Origin of the sequence: Vibrio sp. 2304, from assembly GCF_033339475.1 — a bacterium.
GTDB lineage: Bacteria > Pseudomonadota > Gammaproteobacteria > Enterobacterales > Vibrionaceae > Vibrio > Vibrio alginolyticus.
In genome coordinates this window covers 17,947-37,592 of record NZ_JAWOUQ010000015.1, presented here as the reverse complement: position 1 = coordinate 37,592, position 19,646 = coordinate 17,947, and the positions used below count along the sequence as shown (strand labels likewise).

Sequence of the window (19,646 nt, the reverse complement as noted above, 5' to 3'; positions counted from 1 at the left end):
AGTTGAACGGCAAGAAGTTTGGATAAGAAAAATGACAAAAGTGCTTAAAACATATGAAACTTGTGTTTCAACAATACTGCAAACCAACCAACACAGCTAACGAAGCAATTAAATTCTGGTCACATAATCACCAACTGTATCGCTTCATTCTGATTTTACTTGGGCTAAAGTGTGATAGAAGGTATAAGGTGTACGAAATCAAATCATCTACGAGAGATAATCATGAAATTAGACAAGATCGATAACAAGAGCCGTCGTATCCGTAAAAAGCTGTTCTTAGGTGAGTTCGCAATCCTAGGTTTCGAGATCAGCTGTGAAACAGACATTAACGACTTCGACCGTTACGATGCATTCGTTGATGACTTTATCGACTACATTGACGAGCTTGGTCTTTGCTTCGGTGGCGGTGGTCTAGAACTGTTTGAAGGCTTCCTATGTTCTACTGACCGTTACGGCAGTGCGACTGAAGAACAGAAAGCGCAAGTTATTAAATGGTTAGAAGCACGTCCAGAAGTGAAAAGCGCGCAAGCGGGCGAACTAGTTGACGCCAACTACCTGTAACTAAAGGGCAACCTGTAATACGCAGAGCTCAGTAAATGGTAGAGAAAGCTGGTCTTAAGACTGGCTTTTTTATTTTTTGAAGAATGCGATAGTAAAAATAGGGGTTTGGGAAGTTGCGCGGAGTGAATGTGATTGTGGTGTTTTTGAGCTGGCAATCAACGGGAAACTGTGTTCCACAGCCAGCTCGTGCCTTTAGGTATAATTAACTATGATTTTTTAGCTGGGGCGTCTTTCGTGTCTTTCCAGTATTGAATACGCACACGATGTAGCTGAGCTCTTCTAGTCTTTTTCATAGTAAAGTCCCTCATCTTATATAAGTAACGCTCCTCATGGAGCTTATTGTCTAAGGTCGTATCCCCTTCAATCTATAAGGGAATCAATCATTTAACCGTGACCAATTTCACAACATAATGATAATTACCGATTTCTTGCAGCCTGTTTTTACTGGCAAACGGCATATTATCTATCTGACACAGTTAACTTACTCACCAGATATGACAGAAAAATGGCAATCAAGTTCCCTACTTATACTGTCATTGAATCTTAATAAGGATTAACAAGGTGGGCATTTCAGATTTACCATACTGTTTATAAAAACCGCAAGATTTTTTATTTCTTTTCAAACAAATCTCTACTCAAGATCAATTCACTTTCATCTTTATCGCCTCCCTTTTAACGCATTGTGATCCAGTTCAATCCACAGAACTCGGAACAAAAAGCGCACATTAATACATTCACCACCAAACCTGTGCGAGATCTCTTACAAGAGTTGTAAGCAAATAGATTAATCACCTCTAAGAGCAATGCCAGAAAAAACATTAAGCATATGATTTAAAAGTAATATTTAAATTCACTTAAAATAATAAGTAAAAATAATTTAGAAAAGTTAATTGAGTCAAATCAGCAAAACATCAATACTCAACTTGTCGACAGGATGTTGGCGGGAACAGGAAAAAAGCCTAAAGGATTGGGTATCTTCAGGATGAAGATTTGATAGCTTAGGATGAGTTGTCAGCAAGGATGTAGTTAAGCTCTAGGATAGAGTTCGCCCGTCAGGATGATAGGCAAGAATGGACACCGCTAGGAAGGCGATGAACAAGGAACTCGGTTAAAGGACTTAGCCACAATCAAGGATAGATGCAGGGAGCACCTATTAGTAGCTGGATTGCTGCGAAAAAGAATAAGCCCCGTCTGGGAAACCAGGCGGGGTTTTATTTTGTCTGTAATGTATTGATAAAGATTCATCTTTATCGTTTAAGTCTTCTCTGTTTTCATAAAACACCGTGCTATCATTTTCTTTACGTCTCCCAACGAAGCTCTCAGAAAATCACACACTATGCTTAATCCTGTTTGGTTACATACATTTAAGACATTGATTGAAGTCGGTCATTTTACGCAAACGGCAGAAAAACTTTTTATGACTCAGCCTGGCGTCAGCCAACACATCAAAAAATTAGAGCAAAGTTGTCAGCATGCCTTGATCAAGCGCGAAAACAAAAGCTTCGAATTAACCGAGCAAGGCAGGATTGTCTACGCATATGCGCTCGAGTTAGAAGATAGAGAGAAGAAGCTGCTCGAAGAGCTCAGTTTTGATGATGCGTTTTCAGGCCACTGTAAACTGGCTTGTTCTGGTGCAATGGCGTTAATGTTGTATGGGCCCATTTTGGAGAAGCAAAAACAGCACCCGAGCTTATCGTTACATTTAGAAGCCGCGCCAAATCAATCTATTCTCAACGCCATAACGCAAGGGCACATCGATATTGGTATCGTGACTGATGTTCCCAACAAAGGTCTGTTTCACAGTGAGCGAATTGGTAAAGAGAGGTTGTGCTTGGTTCTGCCAAAGCATTATCAAAATAAGCAGATAACGCCACAACTCTTGCATGACTGTGGTGTCATTAGCCACCCTGATGCCGAGCATTACATGACGCTGTTTTTTGACCAGTGTGAAGAACCACAGCTCCAAGAAATTAAGATGAGCGATTTACCATTATCCGGCTACGTAAATCAATTGAGCCAAATTTTGCTACCTGTCAGCAAAGGACTTGGCTTCACCGTGCTGCCTCAAAGTGCGGTCGACAATTTTCCGCTAAAAGACACGTTACACATTGCTCAATTGAAAAACACTGTATGTGAAGAGCTATTTCTGGTTCGTAAGCGCAGTCGTGCTCTACCTCTGCGCTATCAGACCATCAAAGAAGTGTTATTGGATGTGATCGGTGGTGCGCATCAATGATGTTAGCCACTCTTCGCTGGTAATGCGTTCCTCTTGGCAATCCCCCCAATATGGTTTGCCAGATAACCAACTTTTCGACGCAACTTCTTTTATAAACACATCCACGGAATCAACGTCATCTTTGGCGTAATCCCATTTATTGCGCATGTGTTCTGCTGCTTCTTGATTAGTGTACGACTTGCCGTTGCGGATAAAAGTGCAAGAGGATTGCTCAACTCGTTTTATCAACGTCGAGATATCTTGCTCTACCCCTGCTAGTGCAAAGGTAGGCAGAATGCTTAATGTAAGTAACAACGTCCACTTTGCTTTCATCGCACCTTTATCCTTATCCCTGGCCACGTAACTACTAACTACTAACTACTAACTACTAACTACTAACTACTAATAGTAACTACTGATAAGTGACTTAACTATTCTGGTGTTTGGCTGCTTAGCTCAGCAATTATTGCCACCATGCCCGAGCAGGCTGAGGCTCCGCAATCGCCAAGCGTTGACCAATCTCAGGGCTAACTAACGTTACACCGCGCTCTTCACTGATGTCTAACGCGCGTTGCATCGGTTCATTCCAATCGTGCATCGATAAATCAAACGTGCTGTTATGGATCGGCATCATAACTTTGCCCTGCACATCGATGTGTGCTTGAACGCTTTGCTCTGGGAACATGTGAATGTCTGACCAGAGTTCATTGTACGCACCTGTTTCAATCATGGTGAAGTCAAATGGACCGTACTTTTCGCCAATCTCTTTAAAGCCATTGAAGTAACCAGAGTCACCACTGAAGAACACTTTGTGTTGTTGTGCATTGATAACCCAACTGCCCCACAGCGTCGTATCGCGGTCTGTCAAACCTCGACCGGAGAAATGCTGAGTCGGAGTCAATGTATATTCAATGCCGTCGACAGAATGTGACTCCCACCAATCTAGCTCGATCACTTTCTCCTTCGGCACCCCCCAGTTAACCAGTAATTGCCCCACTTTTAACGGCACCAAGAAAGTGCCCACCTTGTCGCCTAGCACTTTAATAGAAGCTTTATCTAGGTGATCGTAATGGTCATGACTGATCACCACCACATCGATAGTTGGCAAATCTTCTATCGTGATGGGAGTTTTGTGAAAACGTTTTGGCCCAGCCCATTTCACAGGAGACGCGCGATCACTGAATACAGGGTCGGTCATCACCAGTTTTCCATCGAGCTTCATTAATACGCTTGAGTGACCCAGACGATAGATGACGTCATCGTGCTCTTCTAACAGCTGCTGCGCTGTGATCGCATGCACTGGAATTTCAATCGTTGGTGTTGGGTTAAGGCGCTCAGTCGTAAAATACGCTTTCATGATTTCGAACATGTCGCCCAAACCGCTTTTGTATTCCAACTCTGTATTTGCAAATTTGTCCGGGTATGTTGGCGCTTTTTCAGTATCAACATTAGAACAAGAAATCATGGATGTACCCATCGCGAACGCTCCTACTGTGGCTAGCAAAGTTTTTTTCATAAAAAGTTAACCCGAACAAAAGTAAACTACACGGTGCAGTTTACATTCTAATTATCAAAAGTAAACTACTTAGTGTAAAATAGATCAAGAAATGATCTTCTTAACTTAGCAAGCTTATGAATGTAAAAAGAAAAAGTCGTAGCGAAACCAAAAGAGAAGCCATCTTGTGCGCGGCAAGGCAAGCGTTTCAAGAGTTTGGAGTGCAAAACACCAGCATGGATAAGCTCTCTTCAATCGCACAAGTCTCTAAGCGCACGGTCTATAATCACTTCCCTTCTAAGGAAGCGATCGTGACGGAGTTGCTGACTGAGCTTTGGCGTTCGTCAATGATGGAAAGCGATATTAAACGCTTGGCCACTCTGCCACTTAAAGATCAATTGATTGAATTACTCTACAGCGAGATCATTGTGGTGACGGAACCAAACTATATTGAGCTGGCAAAAGTGGCATTTGGGCACTTCTTATTTAAGCCGGAAGATCTCAAAGAACAAGCAGAACAAATGTCGAAACAGGAAACCGCCCTGTACCGCTGGCTTACGGAGAAATCGAACAGTGGCGCTTTGCAAATTGATGATGTACATATAGCAAGCACTCAATTGCACAACTTACTTAAAGGCAGTGCATTCTGGCCGCAGTTAATGGGAATTCGCCCCTCTTTGTCGAATGAAGAATCTAGGCTGTTAGCTACCCAAACGGCGGAACTTTTTTTAAGTCACTATCAAAACAGCTAAAAACAGCGGTCAAATTGGCCGCTTTTTTAAGCGATAATTCGTGACAAAGCGATGAAATTTTTGCTCAATTTTATTTATCTCACCCTTGACAGTCTCATACCGCAAGGCGTGAGCGTTCGATAAAATATTTTTGTCGTGTCGACGATGCTTTTTCGTTTTCATCTCACAAAAAAACGCCCTAAGGTGCGCACCTCTGACGACGTGGTTGTTCAACCACAATTCTAAATCGTTGAAGTAAGTAGGTTATGTCATAACATGATCACCTGCCTACTGCATTCTATGCTCTATACTTATATTTTAATTTGGTACTGACTTACTAAGGAATTGCCATGCGTATTGCTATTCTCTCTCGTAATGAGAATTTATATTCAACCATGCGCCTAAAACAGGCGGGTGAAGAACGTGGGCATCAAATCGATGTGATCGACACGCTTCACTGTTATATGGACATTACGAGCAACAACCCTAAGATCCGCTACAAGGGTGAAGAATTACCGCAATACGATGCTGTTATTCCGCGTATTGGGGCATCTATTACGTTTTACGGCACTGCTGTTGTACGTCAGTTTGAAATGATGGGTACATTTTGTGTCAACGAATCTGTCGCGATCAGCCGCTCTCGTGACAAGTTGCGCTCATTGCAATTGCTATCACGTAAAGGCATCGGTTTGCCACGCACTGGCTTTGCTCACCATCCTGACAACATTCAGGACGTGATCAAAAACGTTGGTGGCGCACCTCTAGTGATTAAATTGCTAGAAGGCACTCAAGGCATTGGTGTTGTACTTGCTGAAACAAATAAAGCGGCAGAAAGTGTGATTGAAGCTTTCATGGGTTTGAAAGCTAACATCATGGTGCAAGAATTTATCGAAGAAGCAAAAGGCGCGGACATCCGCTGTTTTGTTGTCGGAAATAAGGTGATTGCCGCAATGAAGCGCCAAGCAAAGGAAGGCGAGTTCCGTTCTAACCTTCACCGTGGTGGCTCTGCACAACTCGTGCGTTTGAGCAAAGAAGAGCGTGCGACCGCTGTAAATGCAGCGAAAGTGATGGGCTTGAACCTTTGTGGTGTGGATATCCTTCAATCTAAAAATGGCCCAGTGGTAATGGAAGTGAACTCTTCCCCTGGTCTAGAAGGCATCGAACTAGCAACTGGTAAAAACATTGCAGGTATGATCTTCGATTTTATCGAGAAAAACGCTAAGCCAAATTCAAACCGTACTCGCGGTAAAGGTTGATTTTTGTTTAACGCACAAGAGAGCCAAAAGCCGGCTCTCTTGTTACTCGTCGCTAGGATGACACTATGAATCAGAAAATGATCATTGGGAATGCCGAAGCTATTTGCTTGCCAGAGTTAGGGATTACTCACCTTGAAGCGCGTATTGATACAGGCGCTCAAACCTCTTCATTACATGTAGACAATATTGATTGCTTTGAAAAAGATGGTCAGTCTTATGTTGCATTCGATCTGCACCCAGATGTATACCATTTAGAACAAGTGGTTCGCTGCACAGCGAAACTAAAAGCAAACCGTAAGGTTAAATCTTCTAACGGTACTTTTGAGCACCGCTGCGTGATCACAACGATGCTGCGTATGGGCGACCAACAATGGCCAATCGACATTACGTTGACTAACCGTGAAAAAATGACTTACATGATGTTGTTAGGTCGTCAGGGCATGGCAGACAAAGTGCTCGTTGATCCTAGCCAATCTCACTTATTGGCATCTTAACCCCGTAGCTTCAGATGAGTGATCGAACGTTTTTGTTGAGCATCACTCGTCTGGCTTTATCTTCGCCTACTTCCTACGAAATAACGCAAACAACAATCCCTTCGCTTTAACTTTTGTCACTCGCCAGTGCGTCATTGGCTTAGTCGGCGCTGTATTCAAAATGTGCTGATACGCTTTTTCATCCAAAGTCACCTCTCCCCCATGTGCCAAAAGCAAACATTGCGGATTCATCTCAAACACACGCTTTAATGATTGCCGATATTGATTCGGATGAAATATGGGAAACGGCGCAATCAGATGCTTTTTCACCTGCACCATTAAATCCGCCACATACAACACATCTTGTTCAGAATGATAAACCGACAGATCTCGGTCGGTATGCCCTAGCGTTTCTAGCACCTGCCAATCATCAAATCCAGGAATAAACTGTCCATCAATAAGTTCAATATCTGGCTTTAGCTTGCGGGAATACCACAGGTTTTGCTTTGGTTTACGCATCCGATTCGCCATCCAGCGTGCTAACATCAAATCGGTCAAATGCATTAGCCAACCGTCTACACCGCTATACCACTGGTTCTCTCGCTTTGCGGCCAATAGCTTGCATCCTGTTAAATCACGTAGTTTGTGCGCACCACCAGCATGGTCTGGATGCATGTGGGTCACAACAACCAACTTTAGGTCAGAAAAAGGACGATGGAGTTGATGTTCAATAAAGTCTTTAAGATGAGGGATGTCTGCTCGACTGGCACCATCAAGCAACAATAATTTATCGGAATATTCGGCGAGATACATGGTCTGAATGTACCCCTGAATTCTGTGCAGCTGCAAAATATGTCCTTATTTTAGTGAGATGCTTCATGACCGAATCCTTACTGGTCAGACCAACTATAACAGCAGAATGGACGCTTCGGTAAACAAATATTCACACGTAGCGACGACAACAAATCATAATCGAGATGATAGATTTTAATCATTAGACTCAAGGGCCCTTTTATCCGTTAATGCGCGCACACGGAGTTCGTGTCAGGGTATGAGGTAAATACCTCATGATTTGCTTTTTTGTACTTTTCCTTCTAATTAATTAAGGAGTTAAGTACATTTTTGTGAGAATCGAGTTGGAAAAAGCAACTAAATTAGACCGCATCCGCGCGGACTACAACGTTCACTACTGGAGCCAAGGTTTCTACGGCATTGATGACCAAGGCGAAGTATATGTATCACCACGTAGTGATCGTGCACATCAAATCCCTTTCAGTGCGATTGTAAATGAGCTAGAAGCGAAGCAGTTAAATCTGCCTGTATTAGTACGCTTCCCGCAAATTGTGCACCAACGTGTGCATGGTATTTGCCACGCATTCAACCAAGCAATTGAAGAATACCAATATCCAAACAAATACTTGTTGGTGTACCCAATTAAAGTAAACCAACAACGTGAAGTGGTGGATGAAATTCTAGCGAGCCAAGCTCAACTAGAAACCAAGCAGCTTGGTCTTGAAGCGGGTAGCAAGCCAGAATTGTTGGCGGTACTTGCATTGGCTCAACAAGGTAGCTCCGTGATCGTGTGTAATGGCTACAAAGACCGTGAGTATGTGCGTCTTGCACTGATCGGTGAAAAGCTAGGCCACAAAGTATTCATCGTACTAGAGAAGCTTTCTGAGCTGGATCTGGTACTAGAAGAAGCGAAAAGTTTGGGCGTAAAACCGCGCCTTGGTTTACGCATTCGCCTCGCCTCTCAAGGCGCAGGGAAATGGCAAGCAAGTGGCGGTGAAAAATCGAAGTTTGGTTTATCAGCATCGCAAGTGCTTAGCGTTATTGAACGTCTTAAACGCGAAGGCAACCTAGACGCGATGCAACTGGTTCACTTCCACCTTGGTTCACAGATGGCAAACATCCGTGATGTACGCAATGGTGTGAACGAGTCTGCACGTTTCTACTGCGAACTACGCGCACTCGGTGCAAACATCGAGTACTTCGATGTGGGCGGCGGCTTGGCAGTGGATTATGACGGCACACGCAGCCAATCATCGAATTCGATGAACTACGGCCTTGCAGAATACGCACGTAATATCGTCAACACAGTGGGCGATGTGTGTCTGCAATACGAACAACCAATGCCAGTGATCATTTCGGAATCGGGTCGCTCGCTAACAGCGCACCACGCTGTATTGATTTCTAACGTAATTGGTACCGAATCGTACCTACCGGAAGAAGTACATGAGCGTGATGATGACGCTCCGCTTTTGCTACAAAACATGTGGCGAAACTGGGAAAACTTACAAGATGGTACAGACGCTCGTGCGTTAATTGAGATTTACAATGATACCCAAAGTGATTTGGCAGAAGTGCACTCTCAATTTGCTACAGGCGTGCTTAACTTGGAACAACGTGCGTGGGCAGAACAATTGTCACTGCGCATTTACTTCGAATTAAGCCGCAAGATGAGCACTAAGAATCGCTTCCACCGTCCGATTCTGGACGAGTTGAGCGAACGTCTTGCAGATAAGTTCTTCGTGAACTTCTCTCTCTTCCAATCTCTACCAGATGCTTGGGGTATTGATCAGGTGTTCCCTGTTCTGCCACTTTCTGGTCTTGGCGAGGCGGAAGAGCGTCGTGCAGTGATGTTGGACATCACATGTGACTCTGATGGCGCGATCGATCACTACGTTGATGGTCAAGGCATCGAGAGCACGCTACCTGTACCAGCTTGGAGCAAAGACAAACCGTACTTAATGGGCTTTTTCCTAGTAGGCGCATACCAAGAAATCCTTGGTGACATGCACAACCTATTTGGTGATACCCACAGTGCTGTAGTCAATGTTGATGAACACGGTCAATTTGAGATCAGTTACATCAACGAAGGTGATAGTGTAGAAGACATGATGCGCTACGTTCATATCGACGTGGATGCGATTCGTGACAATTATAAACAATTGGTTTCACAGCGAGTTGAAGCCAATGAACAAGCACAAATCCTAGCAGAACTAGAACAAGGTCTAGCAGGATACACCTATTTAGAGGACTTCTGATATGAATGATTTGTTTACTAAAACTGATTATTCGCTTTACTCCAACTCTATGTCGTTTTTACGTCTGCCGTACATTCGTAACCCGGTATCGGCAGACGCAGACGTTGTGGTGTTGGGAGTCCCTCTGGACATGGCAACATCTGGTCGTCCAGGTGCGCGTATGGGTCCAGATGCAATTCGCCGTGCCTCAGTCAACTTGGCATGGGAAGGTAAGAAGTTCCCGTGGAGCTTCAACGTATTGGATAAACTGAAAGTGATCGACGCGGGCGACCTTGTGTTCGATTGCGGTGATGCGGAAGATTTCACTTACCGTCTAGAGGCGGCAACCAGTGAAATTCTAAAAAGCGGTAAAACCATGTTGGGATTGGGCGGTGACCACTTCATCACACTGCCTATCCTGCGTGCCTACGCGAAGCATCATGGTCAAATGGCTCTGATTCACTTTGATGCTCATACGGATACCTACGCAAATGGCAGTTCATACGACCACGGTACGATGTTCTACCATGCGCCGAAAGAAGGTTTGATCTCAGCAAAGAACTCAATACAAATCGGCATTCGTACGGAGTACAAACAGCAAGATCACGGCTTCAATGTGATTAATGCGATGCAAGCGAATGACATGTCGGTGAACGAGATCCTAGAAGAAATTCGTCGCACCGTCGCAGACAAGCCAGTATATGTCACTTTTGACATCGACTGCTTAGACCCGGCCTTCGCACCGGGAACTGGTACACCAGTTTGTGGTGGCTTGAACTCAGACAAAGCGCTGAAAATTATTCGTGGTTTAGCCGGCATGAATATCGTGGGTATGGATGTTGTCGAAGTATCGCCTCCATACGACCACAGTGATGTTACCGCACTAGCGGGAGCAACCATCGCACTAGAAATGCTTTACGCATACGCATCTGAGCGCGAATAGACATAATCATTTCTAAGGGAGCTTCGGCTCCCTTTTCTTTCTGATGCCTTCCTCTACCTTTTATTCACTCGTTTCATCTTGAACTCAGATCAACCGAGCAGACGCTTTATTTTTGCACTTTAACCATTAAAACCAGTTACCTATAAGGCTCATTCTATTCACGAAAAGTAAAAGATTTAACTTAATTAGACAAAGAAATGCATCTCTTTTTGAAAACAAAATCGGATTAGTTTTTCTAATTGAAATCATAGATTTTTATCTTGCTCAACTTCACACTTTTCGATTGCTAATTATACAAGCAAGCACTATTATCTCGCGCAAATACCCCCGCAACACAAGAATTCAGTTGGCACTCTATAAAAGAGCGCTAAGGGTTTTTACGTCTTAAATTTTTTGGAGAGATACGCAAATGTCTGCTTCGTTTCCATTAGCGAAACTTACCTTTTTAATCGCTATATTGACTGCCGTGGGTCAAATGACCCAGACAATGTACGTGCCTTCAATCGGTCATATGGCGGGCGAGTTTTTGGTATCTGCGTCATCACTTCAAGCTGTGATGGCTTGTTACCTAATCCCATATGGCTTGTCGCAATTTGCGTATGGCACACTATCGGACCGCTTGGGACGCAAACCGATCATCATCGTCGGGCTGCTTATCTACATCGTGGGTACACTGGTAGCATTATTTGCACATCAATTTGAATGGTTCTTGATTGGTAGCTTTATCCAAGGCTTAGGTATTGGCTGCGGCGGTGCGATGTCACGCACTCTGACTCGCGATTGCTTTGAAGGCTCTGATCTACACAGAGCAAACAGCTTAATTAGCATGTGTGTGATTTTCTCACCATTAATGGCACCAGTATTAGGCGGTTACCTAACAGAAGCTTTCGGATGGCGGTCGAGCTACTTGTTCTTAGCGCTATTTGCTATCGCGGTTGTGATCACCATGATGACAAGCATGATGGAGACGCTACCAAAAGAGAAACGCAAATTCGAACCAGTAGCCAAAAGCTACAAACACGTTTTGTCTGACCGTCGCTTTCAAGGCTTTTTGATTTGCCTGGTTGCAACATTCGCTGGTGTGGGTGTATTCGAAGCGGCAGCTGGGGTGTTGTTAGGTGGGGTATTAGAATTACCAGCAACAACGGTAAGTTTGCTGTTTATATTGCCGATCCCAGGTTACTTGGTGGGTGCAGGCTTATCTAGCTACATCGCAAGACGTCGCTCTGAGCGTCGTGCTTTAAATGTAGGCTTGGTCTCTATTTTTGTGGGCTCTGCTATTGTGCTCATCCCAGGCTTGTTTGGTTTAACCACTGCATTAACGCTGGTTGGAGGCGCAACCGTGTACTTTTTGGGTGCAGGTATTCTCTTCCCAGCAGCAACAACTGGAGCGATTGCGCCATTCCCATACCATGCAGGAACAGCAGGCGCGACATTGGGTGGCATGCAAAACTTGGGGGCAGGTGTCGCAACTTTGCTCGCGTCACTATTTCCAGCGCATAACCAGATGCCTTTGGGCATTTTGATGATGGCAATGTCGGTAATTGCAATGCTTGGGTTAATGTGGGTGAATCGAGCACACAATCACTCAAACGAAGTACCGCAAGTTATCTGATCATTATCAGCTTACTTTCAAAGTCCAAAAGGGACACACTCAACAAGTGTGTCCCTTTTTTCATATCACACTATATCGATTTCCCGATGAGAATGATTTAACTTTCGAATTGATATTTGTTAAAAATAACAGCTGCTTACACAATGTGTTTTCAGCTCCCTTCAAATTGAGTATCCAACTCGAAATATTGAGGATTCTCACTTTTTCGGTATACCCCATAACAAAGAATGGACAACTGAAAACCACTAACAAAATGAAAGCCCAGCCCTCAGGATGAGGCCACTTGGGTGTACAATAAGGATAAAATCAGATGCGTTTCACTTTAACTACGTTGGCCGTCTCGGTCGCGCTTGTCGCCGGATGCAGCAATCAAGGAATCCCCAGCATGACTCAATACTCCCAAACACAGATCGTTGCTCAACAAACTCAAGCTCCGGTTGCGAAAAAAGTCCCTCACGCGATGACTATTCATGGCGATACCCGCGTTGATAACTACTACTGGATGCGTGACGACGAACGTAAAGACCCTGAAATTTTACAGCACCTAGAGAAAGAAAATCAGTACGCAGAAACCGTTCTAAAGCACACTGAAACACTTCAAGATACGCTATTTGAAGAAATTAAAGGGCGCATCGCAAAAGACGACAACTCAGTACCGGTTCGTAAAGGCAACTATTTCTACTCCAGTGAAGTGACCGGAGATAACGAGTACGAAGTCCATTTGCGAGCTAAAGACTTTGCAGGCAAAGACAAACAAATCATTTTAGATGTCAATGAACTAGCAAAAGAACATGAATTTTTCAGTATCGGCGGCCTATACGTTAGTCCGAATGAAAACTTATTGGCGTATGGCGAAGACACATTAAGCCGCCGCGTGTACACCCTTAAGATCAAAGACCTGACAACAGGCAATTACCTACAAGATGAAATCGAAGGGGCCTCAAGCGCTGTCGCATGGCAGAACGATAACAACGCCTTTTACTACATCAAAAAAGATCCACAGACCTTATTGGGCTACCAAGTTTATCGTCATGTATTGGGCACACCACAAAGCAGCGATGAGCTGATTTTTGAGGAAACCGACAGCGCCTATTACACCTCACTAAGCAAAAGCAAAGATGGCGAAGATATTTATATCTGGCATTCGAGTACAGAAACCAGTGGGGTCTCTATCATTGATGCGAACAACCCTAAAGCAAAGGCGAAACCGTTCTATCCTCGTGAAGATGGCATTGAATACAGTATTTCTAAGCTAGGCGATTGGTACTACATTTATACTAACTATCAAGCCGTCAACTTCCGTTTGATGAAAGTTCATCAAAATGACATGCATGACCGCTCTAAATGGCAAGATGTGATTGCCGCAGACGACAACAATCAACTTGTCGACTTCGAGTTATTCGATGATCACATCGTCTATGAGCAGCGCTCTAACGGCCTAGCAAGCGTCACTGTACGTCAGCTTTCAACAGGAAAAGAATTCCCCCTCACATTTAATGACGATGCGTTTGCTGCCTATTTGACAGGTAACCTAGAGCTGGATAACGAGAAAGTTCGTATTTATTACAGCAGTTTAACCACTCCAGGAACCTACTACGATTTCGATCTAAAAACGGGCGGGTCAGAAATCATGAAGCAAACACCTGTACTTGGTGATTTTAATCCTGACAATTACCAATCAGAACGCATCATGGTCACAGCCCGTGACGGTAAAGAAGTACCCGTTTCTTTGGTGTATCGTAAAGACTTATTTAAGAAAGATGGTACGAATCCACTCTACCAATATGGTTATGGATCTTATGGCGCAACCATTGAGCCAACTTTCCGCTCGACACGTTTGAGTCTATTGGATCGCGGCTTTGTTTACGCCATTGCTCATATTCGTGGATCTGAAATGCTTGGCCGCCCTTGGTATGAAGACGGTAAAAAACTAACCAAGCAAAATACATTCAACGACTTTATTGATGTGACTAAAGGTTTGGTTGAACAAGGCTATGGCGCGAAAGATAAAGTCTTCGCTGTTGGTGGCTCTGCAGGAGGCCTCTTAATGGGGGCTATCATCAACCAAGCACCAGAACTGTATCGCGGTATCGGCGCTCATGTTCCGTTTGTGGACGTGGTAACCACTATGCTCGATGAATCAATTCCATTGACCACCAACGAGTATGATGAATGGGGTAACCCAAATAACAAAACATACTATGACTGTATGTTGAGTTACTCGCCTTACGACAACATCAAGGCGCAAAACTACCCGAATATGTTGGTAACGACTGGCTTGCACGACTCTCAAGTACAGTACTTTGAACCAATGAAGTGGGTCGCCAAACTTCGTGAAATGAAGACAGACGATAACGTCTTGTTGTTCAAAACCGATATGGAAGCCGGACACGGCGGCGCATCTGGTCGATTTAAGCGCTTAAAAGAAGATGCGCTAGAGTATGCCTTCTTCCTCGATTTACTCGATAAAAAATAAGCGTATTAATAGAAATGCATCTCTTCTAACAACAAAAATGCCCGCAAGTTGCGGGCATTTTTTATAGACGCACTCTCTAAACAAAGAGTGGGGTTACCTAAGCACAGAATGACTAGCCTCTCTTATAGCCAAAGGATAGCAGAAAGAAAAACGCCTACTCACAACGAGTAGGCGTTAACACAATAAATGTGTTTAGGCAGTAGAAACTGGCCTATTTATTAGAAGTAGTAACGAGCACCTAGAGTCCAGTAGTCGTTCTCTTCATTGTTGTAGTCGTTACCTAGATCAAACTGGTAAGCTGCAAACGTTACGAAAGCAGGAGTTACAGCGTACTCTGCTTGTAGCGCAGTTTCGCTTGAAACTGTCTTATTGTCTTCTTCGTCTTCTACGCCTTCGTAGTTAACGCTGAATGTCCAATCGTTTACGCCGTATGCCAAAAGAGCTTCAAGTTGAGAAGTGTCTTTACGCATTTGGTAGAAGTACTCGTTCATACCGTATACTACTGCTGCGTATAGACCTGAACCGTACTGACCGTAGTTTACAGAGAATAGGTGTGATTCAGCTGTTTTAGTTCCTAGGTTCTGCTCCTTAATATCACCACCGCTGTATACGTAACCCAAGCCAAAGCCAGCTACAGAGCCGCTCAATGCAATTTGACCACGTTGCTCGTAAGTTACGGCGTCTGAAGTTTGCTCACCTTGCCAACCTAGACCTAGGTTGAAAGCAAAACCTTCACCAAATTCAAAACCTTTACGGTAGCTAAGCATTTTATCAGCACGAGCTGAGCCTAGGTTGCCGTGGTTGTCGTACAAAAAGTCGTTCGCAAACGCGATTGGTAGATCCGCAACGCCAGCGACATCGTAGTAAGGTGACCATTGAGTACCTGCTACTAAACGGCCAAACTGCTCATGAGTAGCACCGATGTAACCTAGACGAGTTTTGAACGATTGCTCGCCACCGTTTAGGTAGTTAAGCGCCCATTCACCTTTAGCGTCGATAGTAATACCGTTGCCAATGTCTTTCTTACCCGCAACGTTAATACGTGGAGACACTTGGTGAACTTTTACATCTTCTTCGAAATACTCACCCACGCCAACTGAAACGTGACCGCCGATCGATAAAGATGTACCATCGCTGTTGTAAACTTCTGCTGCGAAGGCCTGTGAACCACATGCTAGTGCCGCCACTGCAACGGCTAGAGTTTTCATTTTCATTGTTAACATCCGTATAGTTGTTTGTACCGGTTCGCTTAGAAACAGATTAAATCCGAATCAATCGCAACGAACACATAACAAAGTAGTAATGAAATAGAAATGAAACAAACACTTTCTTATGCAACCAGTGGTATTAATGCTCACATTTTGAACTGAGTCACAAAAAAATAGGGAACTTTTCATTCCCCATCATAAAATCTGTGGCTTTTTACGTGTCACATCTCCCAACGTGCGAGTGGCTTCTCAGTTTTGATACCCTTACTGCCCCAGCGGTCAATAACATCAATTTGCAGTATGCGGCTCGGTTTAATAAGCGATGTCAAGGTTTTCGACGGTCGTTTATCCGTCACTAACCATAGCGTTTTATCTTGTTCAAACTGAGCTTTTAAAGATAATTTGTCTTCTTCTGTCCACTCAAATTCCGGCTTAAATTCGCGCCCAACCACAAACAATTGGTTGCCAGAGGCAAAGTCCTCTAGTGACTCACTCATCAGTACCACTGAATCGATGCCTTTATCGAAGATCTCTGCCTGTTGTTGGTTGATCAGTTCACGCACATTGAGCATAAGAGCCTGTTGATTCGTTTGAATCGTCTTTTGGTGTTCAGGATATACACGTTGTAGATCCTCTCCAACAATACCCGCCATTCGGATTAAGTTTGTAGGGTTAAGCCACGCGTACTTCGATGTTGACCCGTTTTCCAATGTCAGTACTGCAACTCCTTGAGCTCTAGGAGAAATGGCCTGCGATGCATCGATTTCAATCAAGTGAATGTTGCCCTGTCGAGCGTAAACATAAGTCGGGTCTTGTTTCCAAATCGCACCAAGAGTAACAGCAACCGTCGCGGCTTGACCCGCTTGCTTAACTTGCTCTGTACCTTTATTTGCGAACCAGTTCTCAAGACGCTCAACGCCGTAACGCTTTGGAGGCAGATACTGAGTCTCTATCCCTGTACCTTTCATGAGTTGCTCAGACAACATGTACGTGACGGGAGTGCTGGTTAAAATGTCTTTGGCGCTTGCCAACGATGGAAGTGTTGTCGCTATAACCAAACCAAAAGTTATCGCTAATTTTTTTATCTTCATGTTCATTACTTTATAAAAAGGGTTACGCTTTTTGGATAATTCGGTAAACCGTTGCTGTTAGGAAAAATGCCGCAGAAACAATGATGATGGATGCGCCTGATGGCACTGGTAGCTCAAGCTCCATCGGCAGTATGGTTCCTATTAAACACGCAATGGTTGCCAATAAAGAAGAAAGGAGAACGAAACTGCCCATGCGTTTAGTCAATAACCTAGCCGTTGCACCAGGGATCAGTAGCAATGCACCAACCAATACCGCGCCAATAATCTTTACCGCGGCAATGGTGACCAAGGTGATCATCATGACAAATAAGTAATCATAAAAGCTGGTATTAAAGCCGCGTACACGTGCAATATCCGGGCTGATACAAGTCAGCAAAATGCGGTTAAACGTTGGAATAAGAAGCAGTAATATGATCAAACAACTGATCGCTAAAATAAGGATATCGTTGTCCGTCACAGTCAAGATCGAGCCAAACAACACGTTCTCCAACATGTGAATGTTGATCTTGCGAGCAACGTACATTAACAGCGCAGCACCAACCGCTAACGCTAGTGCAAGAAAAACCCCAACCAGTGTGTCGTAAGGTACATTCGTACGATTACGAACAAAGTGAAGCAACAGCGCAAAAATCATACAAAAGCTAAACAATCCGATGATCGGATTCTCTGGCGGCTCACCGAGCAACACACCAATCGCGATTCCGGTAAGCGCAGCGTGCCCAACCGCTTCAGAGAAAAAAGCCAGTCGCTTGGCGATGACTAATGTACCAAGACCACCAAGTAATGGCCCTAATATCAGCGCTGCCACAATTGCGTTCACCATGAAGGCATAAGAAAAGCTATCGCTTAACCATCCAGCTTCAACGCCGCTAACCGCTAACTCTCGCAACCAATCCATTATGCAGCCTCCACTTTTGCTGTGTAGTGCTTGAATAATGTTTCTATACGATCAGGGCTTAGCACATCTGAATGGTGACCTGACGCCACAATTTGACGATTTACGACATGGACCTGCGCATCTAAACGGCGCACTGCGGTCACGTCATGGTGTACTGCCAGCACCGTTTTGCCTTCTCCAACGACTTCATGAATCAAACCTTCAAGATATCGAACACCTTGCTCATCCATGCCAGTTGTAGGTTCGTCTAAAACCAATAAATTGGGCTCATCCAGTAAAGCTTGCGCAAACAAAACACGCTGTTGCTCTCCGCCAGAGAGTTGCCCCATACGACGGTCGCTACGCGTTGCCATGCCCACACGATCAAGCTGGGCCAGAGCATGTTGAGTTTGTTTCGTTTTACGTCGCCAAAATAGAGGGATACGGGTTTGGTTAAGCAGTACAAAATCCATCACGGTTAACGGGAGGCTTGCTTCAAACATCGCTTTTTGTGGCACATACCCTATCTTCCCCGATGCAGCTGATGGTTCTGGCCAATTGAGTGCAATGTTTCCCGAAAATGGCGTAAGTCCAAGTACCGAACGAAGCAAAGAAGTTTTCCCACCACCATTCGGTCCCATAATCACGTGACATTTCGCGTTCTCGAATTCGGCGCTGATGTTCTGCAAAATGATATTGTCGGCGTATTTTAGGCCCACGTTACTTAAGGAAACGGAAGGTCCAGTCATTACGCCTTTTCCCCTGCTCGCTTACTCGCCACAAATTTCATGGCTTCGATTAGTGTTTCCACATTATCTCGCATCTCAACCTCAACTTTATCGGCCTCATACTCACCGTGAGTCATGTGAGAAAAGCGATAAAGCTGCACCCCAGTCGCCTCTTCGATGGTATCAACAAAGCGATTCGGCATATTGAGCTCATAAAACAGAACATCAATGCCCGATTCACGAATTTTCTCTATCGTTTCCTGTAGCTGACTTGCACTTGGTTCTACACCATGAGCAGGCTCAATGACAGCGGCAACGTCAACACCAAACTCCTGAAGGATATATCCGTAAGCATTGTGGGTTGTCGCCACCTTCATACCAGCCGTGTCCAACTCACCAAGAGACAACATTGCATCACGCTTCATCAGGCGAAATGTTTTCGCGTATTTACGGGCATTTTGGCGATAGAACGCAGCATTGTCTGGGTCCAATTGGCTTAGCTCACTCGCGATGGTGTAAACCTTTTGAATGGTTGTTGATAGACCGACAAAGGTGTGAGGGTTCACTGCTCCTTGACCAACAGACTGCCCCATAGCGGGCAATAAAGGCACTTCTTTGTTCGCTTCGATAACCACGAGATCATCACGCTGAGAAGCCTTGATCACTTTCAGTGCAAAATCGTCATGACCAATACCATTGATCACTATTACGTCCATTTCATTTAAGCGTTTAAGATCATTAGGTTGTGGTAAATAGTTGTGAGGATTAAAACCAGCATCAACCAAAGGAATGATGTCCGCCTTCTCACCCACAACGGCTTTAACATAGCTGTAATAAGGTTGTAGCGTAATACCAATACTGAGTTTTTCGGCAGCAAAGCCTGTAGAAGACACCGCCAATAACGCGGTGGCTGTAAGAATACGACGTAAAAGAGAGCGTTTGATCATAGTA

General features: G+C 44.3%; 17 protein-coding genes. 9 read left to right on the top strand and 8 right to left on the bottom strand.

What is annotated here, in order from left to right; genetic code table 11:
- The first annotated feature begins 222 nt into the window (after positions 1-222).
- Together R7P64_RS21210 and R7P64_RS21205 are read left to right on the top strand one after the other, a co-directional pair.
- Entirely contained in the window at positions 223-561 is a 339-nt protein-coding gene (locus tag R7P64_RS21210; protein WP_005374208.1) for a YggL family protein, read from the top strand.
- A gap of 1,336 nt (positions 562-1,897) precedes the next feature.
- Entirely contained in the window at positions 1,898-2,797 is a 900-nt protein-coding gene (locus tag R7P64_RS21205) for a LysR family transcriptional regulator (RefSeq protein WP_005384184.1), read from the top strand.
- Here R7P64_RS21205 and R7P64_RS21200 read toward each other — a convergent pair.
- Both R7P64_RS21200 and R7P64_RS21195 read right to left on the bottom strand, forming a co-directional pair.
- Entirely contained in the window at positions 2,765-3,109 is a 345-nt protein-coding gene (locus R7P64_RS21200) for a DUF5329 family protein (RefSeq protein WP_234499197.1), read from the bottom strand. The genes R7P64_RS21205 and R7P64_RS21200 overlap by 33 nt on opposite strands.
- 130 nt (positions 3,110-3,239) lie before the next feature.
- The gene (locus tag R7P64_RS21195) at positions 3,240-4,253 is read right to left on the bottom strand and encodes an MBL fold metallo-hydrolase (protein WP_017819715.1); all 1,014 of its coding nucleotides are present in this window, start codon (positions 4,251-4,253) and stop codon (positions 3,240-3,242) included.
- A gap of 155 nt (positions 4,254-4,408) precedes the next feature.
- Here R7P64_RS21195 and R7P64_RS21190 point away from each other — a divergent pair, with 155 nt between their 5' ends.
- From R7P64_RS21190 to R7P64_RS21180, 3 genes are all read left to right on the top strand, one after another.
- A complete protein-coding gene (locus R7P64_RS21190; protein WP_021035906.1) occupies positions 4,409-5,023 on the top strand; it encodes a TetR/AcrR family transcriptional regulator in 615 nt (204 codons plus the stop codon).
- Between the two features lie 329 nt (positions 5,024-5,352).
- Positions 5,353-6,258, top strand: a complete 906-nt coding sequence (gene rimK, locus R7P64_RS21185) for a 30S ribosomal protein S6--L-glutamate ligase (RefSeq protein ID WP_005374224.1) — start codon at positions 5,353-5,355, stop codon at positions 6,256-6,258.
- A gap of 65 nt (positions 6,259-6,323) precedes the next feature.
- Entirely contained in the window at positions 6,324-6,752 is a 429-nt protein-coding gene (locus R7P64_RS21180) for an ATP-dependent zinc protease (RefSeq protein WP_005384193.1), read from the top strand.
- Between the two features lie 66 nt (positions 6,753-6,818).
- Here the strand turns inward: R7P64_RS21180 and R7P64_RS21175 are convergent, their stop codons facing one another.
- Positions 6,819-7,544 carry an MBL fold metallo-hydrolase gene (locus R7P64_RS21175; RefSeq protein WP_021035905.1) on the bottom strand — a complete coding sequence of 242 codons (726 nt, stop codon included), beginning with the start codon at positions 7,542-7,544 and terminating at the stop codon, positions 6,819-6,821.
- Between the two features lie 323 nt (positions 7,545-7,867).
- Between R7P64_RS21175 and speA the strand changes: the two genes are divergently transcribed.
- The 4 genes from speA (at position 7,868) to R7P64_RS21155 (ending at position 14,791) form a co-directional block, all read left to right on the top strand.
- Positions 7,868-9,778, top strand: a complete 1,911-nt coding sequence (gene speA, locus R7P64_RS21170; protein WP_031777220.1) for an arginine decarboxylase — start codon at positions 7,868-7,870, stop codon at positions 9,776-9,778.
- A 1-nt stretch (position 9,779) separates the two neighbouring features.
- Positions 9,780-10,700: an agmatinase gene (speB, locus tag R7P64_RS21165; RefSeq protein WP_005374233.1), complete on the top strand. Its 921-nt coding sequence runs from the start codon at positions 9,780-9,782 to the stop codon at positions 10,698-10,700.
- A 409-nt stretch (positions 10,701-11,109) separates the two neighbouring features.
- The gene (gene emrD / locus R7P64_RS21160; protein WP_017635532.1) at positions 11,110-12,315 is read left to right on the top strand and encodes a multidrug efflux MFS transporter EmrD; all 1,206 of its coding nucleotides are present in this window, start codon (positions 11,110-11,112) and stop codon (positions 12,313-12,315) included.
- A 310-nt stretch (positions 12,316-12,625) separates the two neighbouring features.
- Positions 12,626-14,791: a S9 family peptidase gene (locus R7P64_RS21155; protein WP_318118817.1), complete on the top strand. Its 2,166-nt coding sequence runs from the start codon at positions 12,626-12,628 to the stop codon at positions 14,789-14,791.
- Positions 14,792-15,009: 218 nt separating this feature from the next.
- On the opposite strand, the gene R7P64_RS21150 is transcribed toward R7P64_RS21155, so the two are convergent.
- The 5 genes from R7P64_RS21150 to R7P64_RS21130 form a co-directional block, all read right to left on the bottom strand.
- The gene (locus R7P64_RS21150; protein ID WP_054579207.1) at positions 15,010-16,005 is read right to left on the bottom strand and encodes a porin; all 996 of its coding nucleotides are present in this window, start codon (positions 16,003-16,005) and stop codon (positions 15,010-15,012) included.
- Positions 16,006-16,220: 215 nt separating this feature from the next.
- Complete coding sequence (locus R7P64_RS21145) at positions 16,221-17,090, bottom strand: metal ABC transporter solute-binding protein, Zn/Mn family (RefSeq protein ID WP_054579206.1); 870 nt, start codon at positions 17,088-17,090, stop codon at positions 16,221-16,223.
- Positions 17,091-17,112: 22 nt separating this feature from the next.
- Complete coding sequence (locus tag R7P64_RS21140; protein ID WP_005374244.1) at positions 17,113-17,988, bottom strand: metal ABC transporter permease; 876 nt, start codon at positions 17,986-17,988, stop codon at positions 17,113-17,115.
- Positions 17,988-18,716 (bottom strand): metal ABC transporter ATP-binding protein, encoded by a 729-nt coding sequence (locus R7P64_RS21135; protein ID WP_017635536.1) that lies wholly within the window; start codon positions 18,714-18,716, stop codon positions 17,988-17,990. The genes R7P64_RS21140 and R7P64_RS21135 overlap by 1 nt, the downstream gene beginning before the upstream one ends.
- On the bottom strand, positions 18,716-19,642 hold the full coding sequence (locus tag R7P64_RS21130) for a metal ABC transporter solute-binding protein, Zn/Mn family (protein WP_171344285.1): 927 nt from the start codon (positions 19,640-19,642) through the stop codon (positions 18,716-18,718). The genes R7P64_RS21135 and R7P64_RS21130 overlap by 1 nt, the downstream gene beginning before the upstream one ends.
- Positions 19,643-19,646: the final 4 nt, after the last annotated feature.

What these genes read in the sequence shown, in the direction of transcription:
- R7P64_RS21145 (WP_054579206.1), bottom strand. Translation starts at nt 17,090, where the DNA reads ATGAAGATAAAAAAATTAGCGATAACTTTTGGTTTGGTTATAGCGACA.
- R7P64_RS21200 (WP_234499197.1), bottom strand. Translation starts at nt 3,109, where the DNA reads ATGAAAGCAAAGTGGACGTTGTTACTTACATTAAGCATTCTGCCTACC.
- R7P64_RS21130 (WP_171344285.1), bottom strand. Translation starts at nt 19,642, where the DNA reads ATGATCAAACGCTCTCTTTTACGTCGTATTCTTACAGCCACCGCGTTA.
- R7P64_RS21195 (WP_017819715.1), bottom strand. Translation starts at nt 4,253, where the DNA reads ATGGGTACATCCATGATTTCTTGTTCTAATGTTGATACTGAAAAAGCG.
- speB (WP_005374233.1), top strand. Translation starts at nt 9,780, where the DNA reads ATGAATGATTTGTTTACTAAAACTGATTATTCGCTTTACTCCAACTCT.
- rimK (WP_005374224.1), top strand. Translation starts at nt 5,353, where the DNA reads ATGCGTATTGCTATTCTCTCTCGTAATGAGAATTTATATTCAACCATG.
- R7P64_RS21205 (WP_005384184.1), top strand. Translation starts at nt 1,898, where the DNA reads ATGCTTAATCCTGTTTGGTTACATACATTTAAGACATTGATTGAAGTC.
- R7P64_RS21190 (WP_021035906.1), top strand. Translation starts at nt 4,409, where the DNA reads ATGAATGTAAAAAGAAAAAGTCGTAGCGAAACCAAAAGAGAAGCCATC.
- R7P64_RS21210 (WP_005374208.1), top strand. Translation starts at nt 223, where the DNA reads ATGAAATTAGACAAGATCGATAACAAGAGCCGTCGTATCCGTAAAAAG.
- R7P64_RS21150 (WP_054579207.1), bottom strand. Translation starts at nt 16,005, where the DNA reads ATGAAAATGAAAACTCTAGCCGTTGCAGTGGCGGCACTAGCATGTGGT.
- R7P64_RS21155 (WP_318118817.1), top strand. Translation starts at nt 12,626, where the DNA reads ATGCGTTTCACTTTAACTACGTTGGCCGTCTCGGTCGCGCTTGTCGCC.
- R7P64_RS21140 (WP_005374244.1), bottom strand. Translation starts at nt 17,988, where the DNA reads ATGGATTGGTTGCGAGAGTTAGCGGTTAGCGGCGTTGAAGCTGGATGG.
- R7P64_RS21175 (WP_021035905.1), bottom strand. Translation starts at nt 7,544, where the DNA reads ATGTATCTCGCCGAATATTCCGATAAATTATTGTTGCTTGATGGTGCC.
- emrD (WP_017635532.1), top strand. Translation starts at nt 11,110, where the DNA reads ATGTCTGCTTCGTTTCCATTAGCGAAACTTACCTTTTTAATCGCTATA.
- R7P64_RS21135 (WP_017635536.1), bottom strand. Translation starts at nt 18,716, where the DNA reads ATGACTGGACCTTCCGTTTCCTTAAGTAACGTGGGCCTAAAATACGCC.
- R7P64_RS21180 (WP_005384193.1), top strand. Translation starts at nt 6,324, where the DNA reads ATGAATCAGAAAATGATCATTGGGAATGCCGAAGCTATTTGCTTGCCA.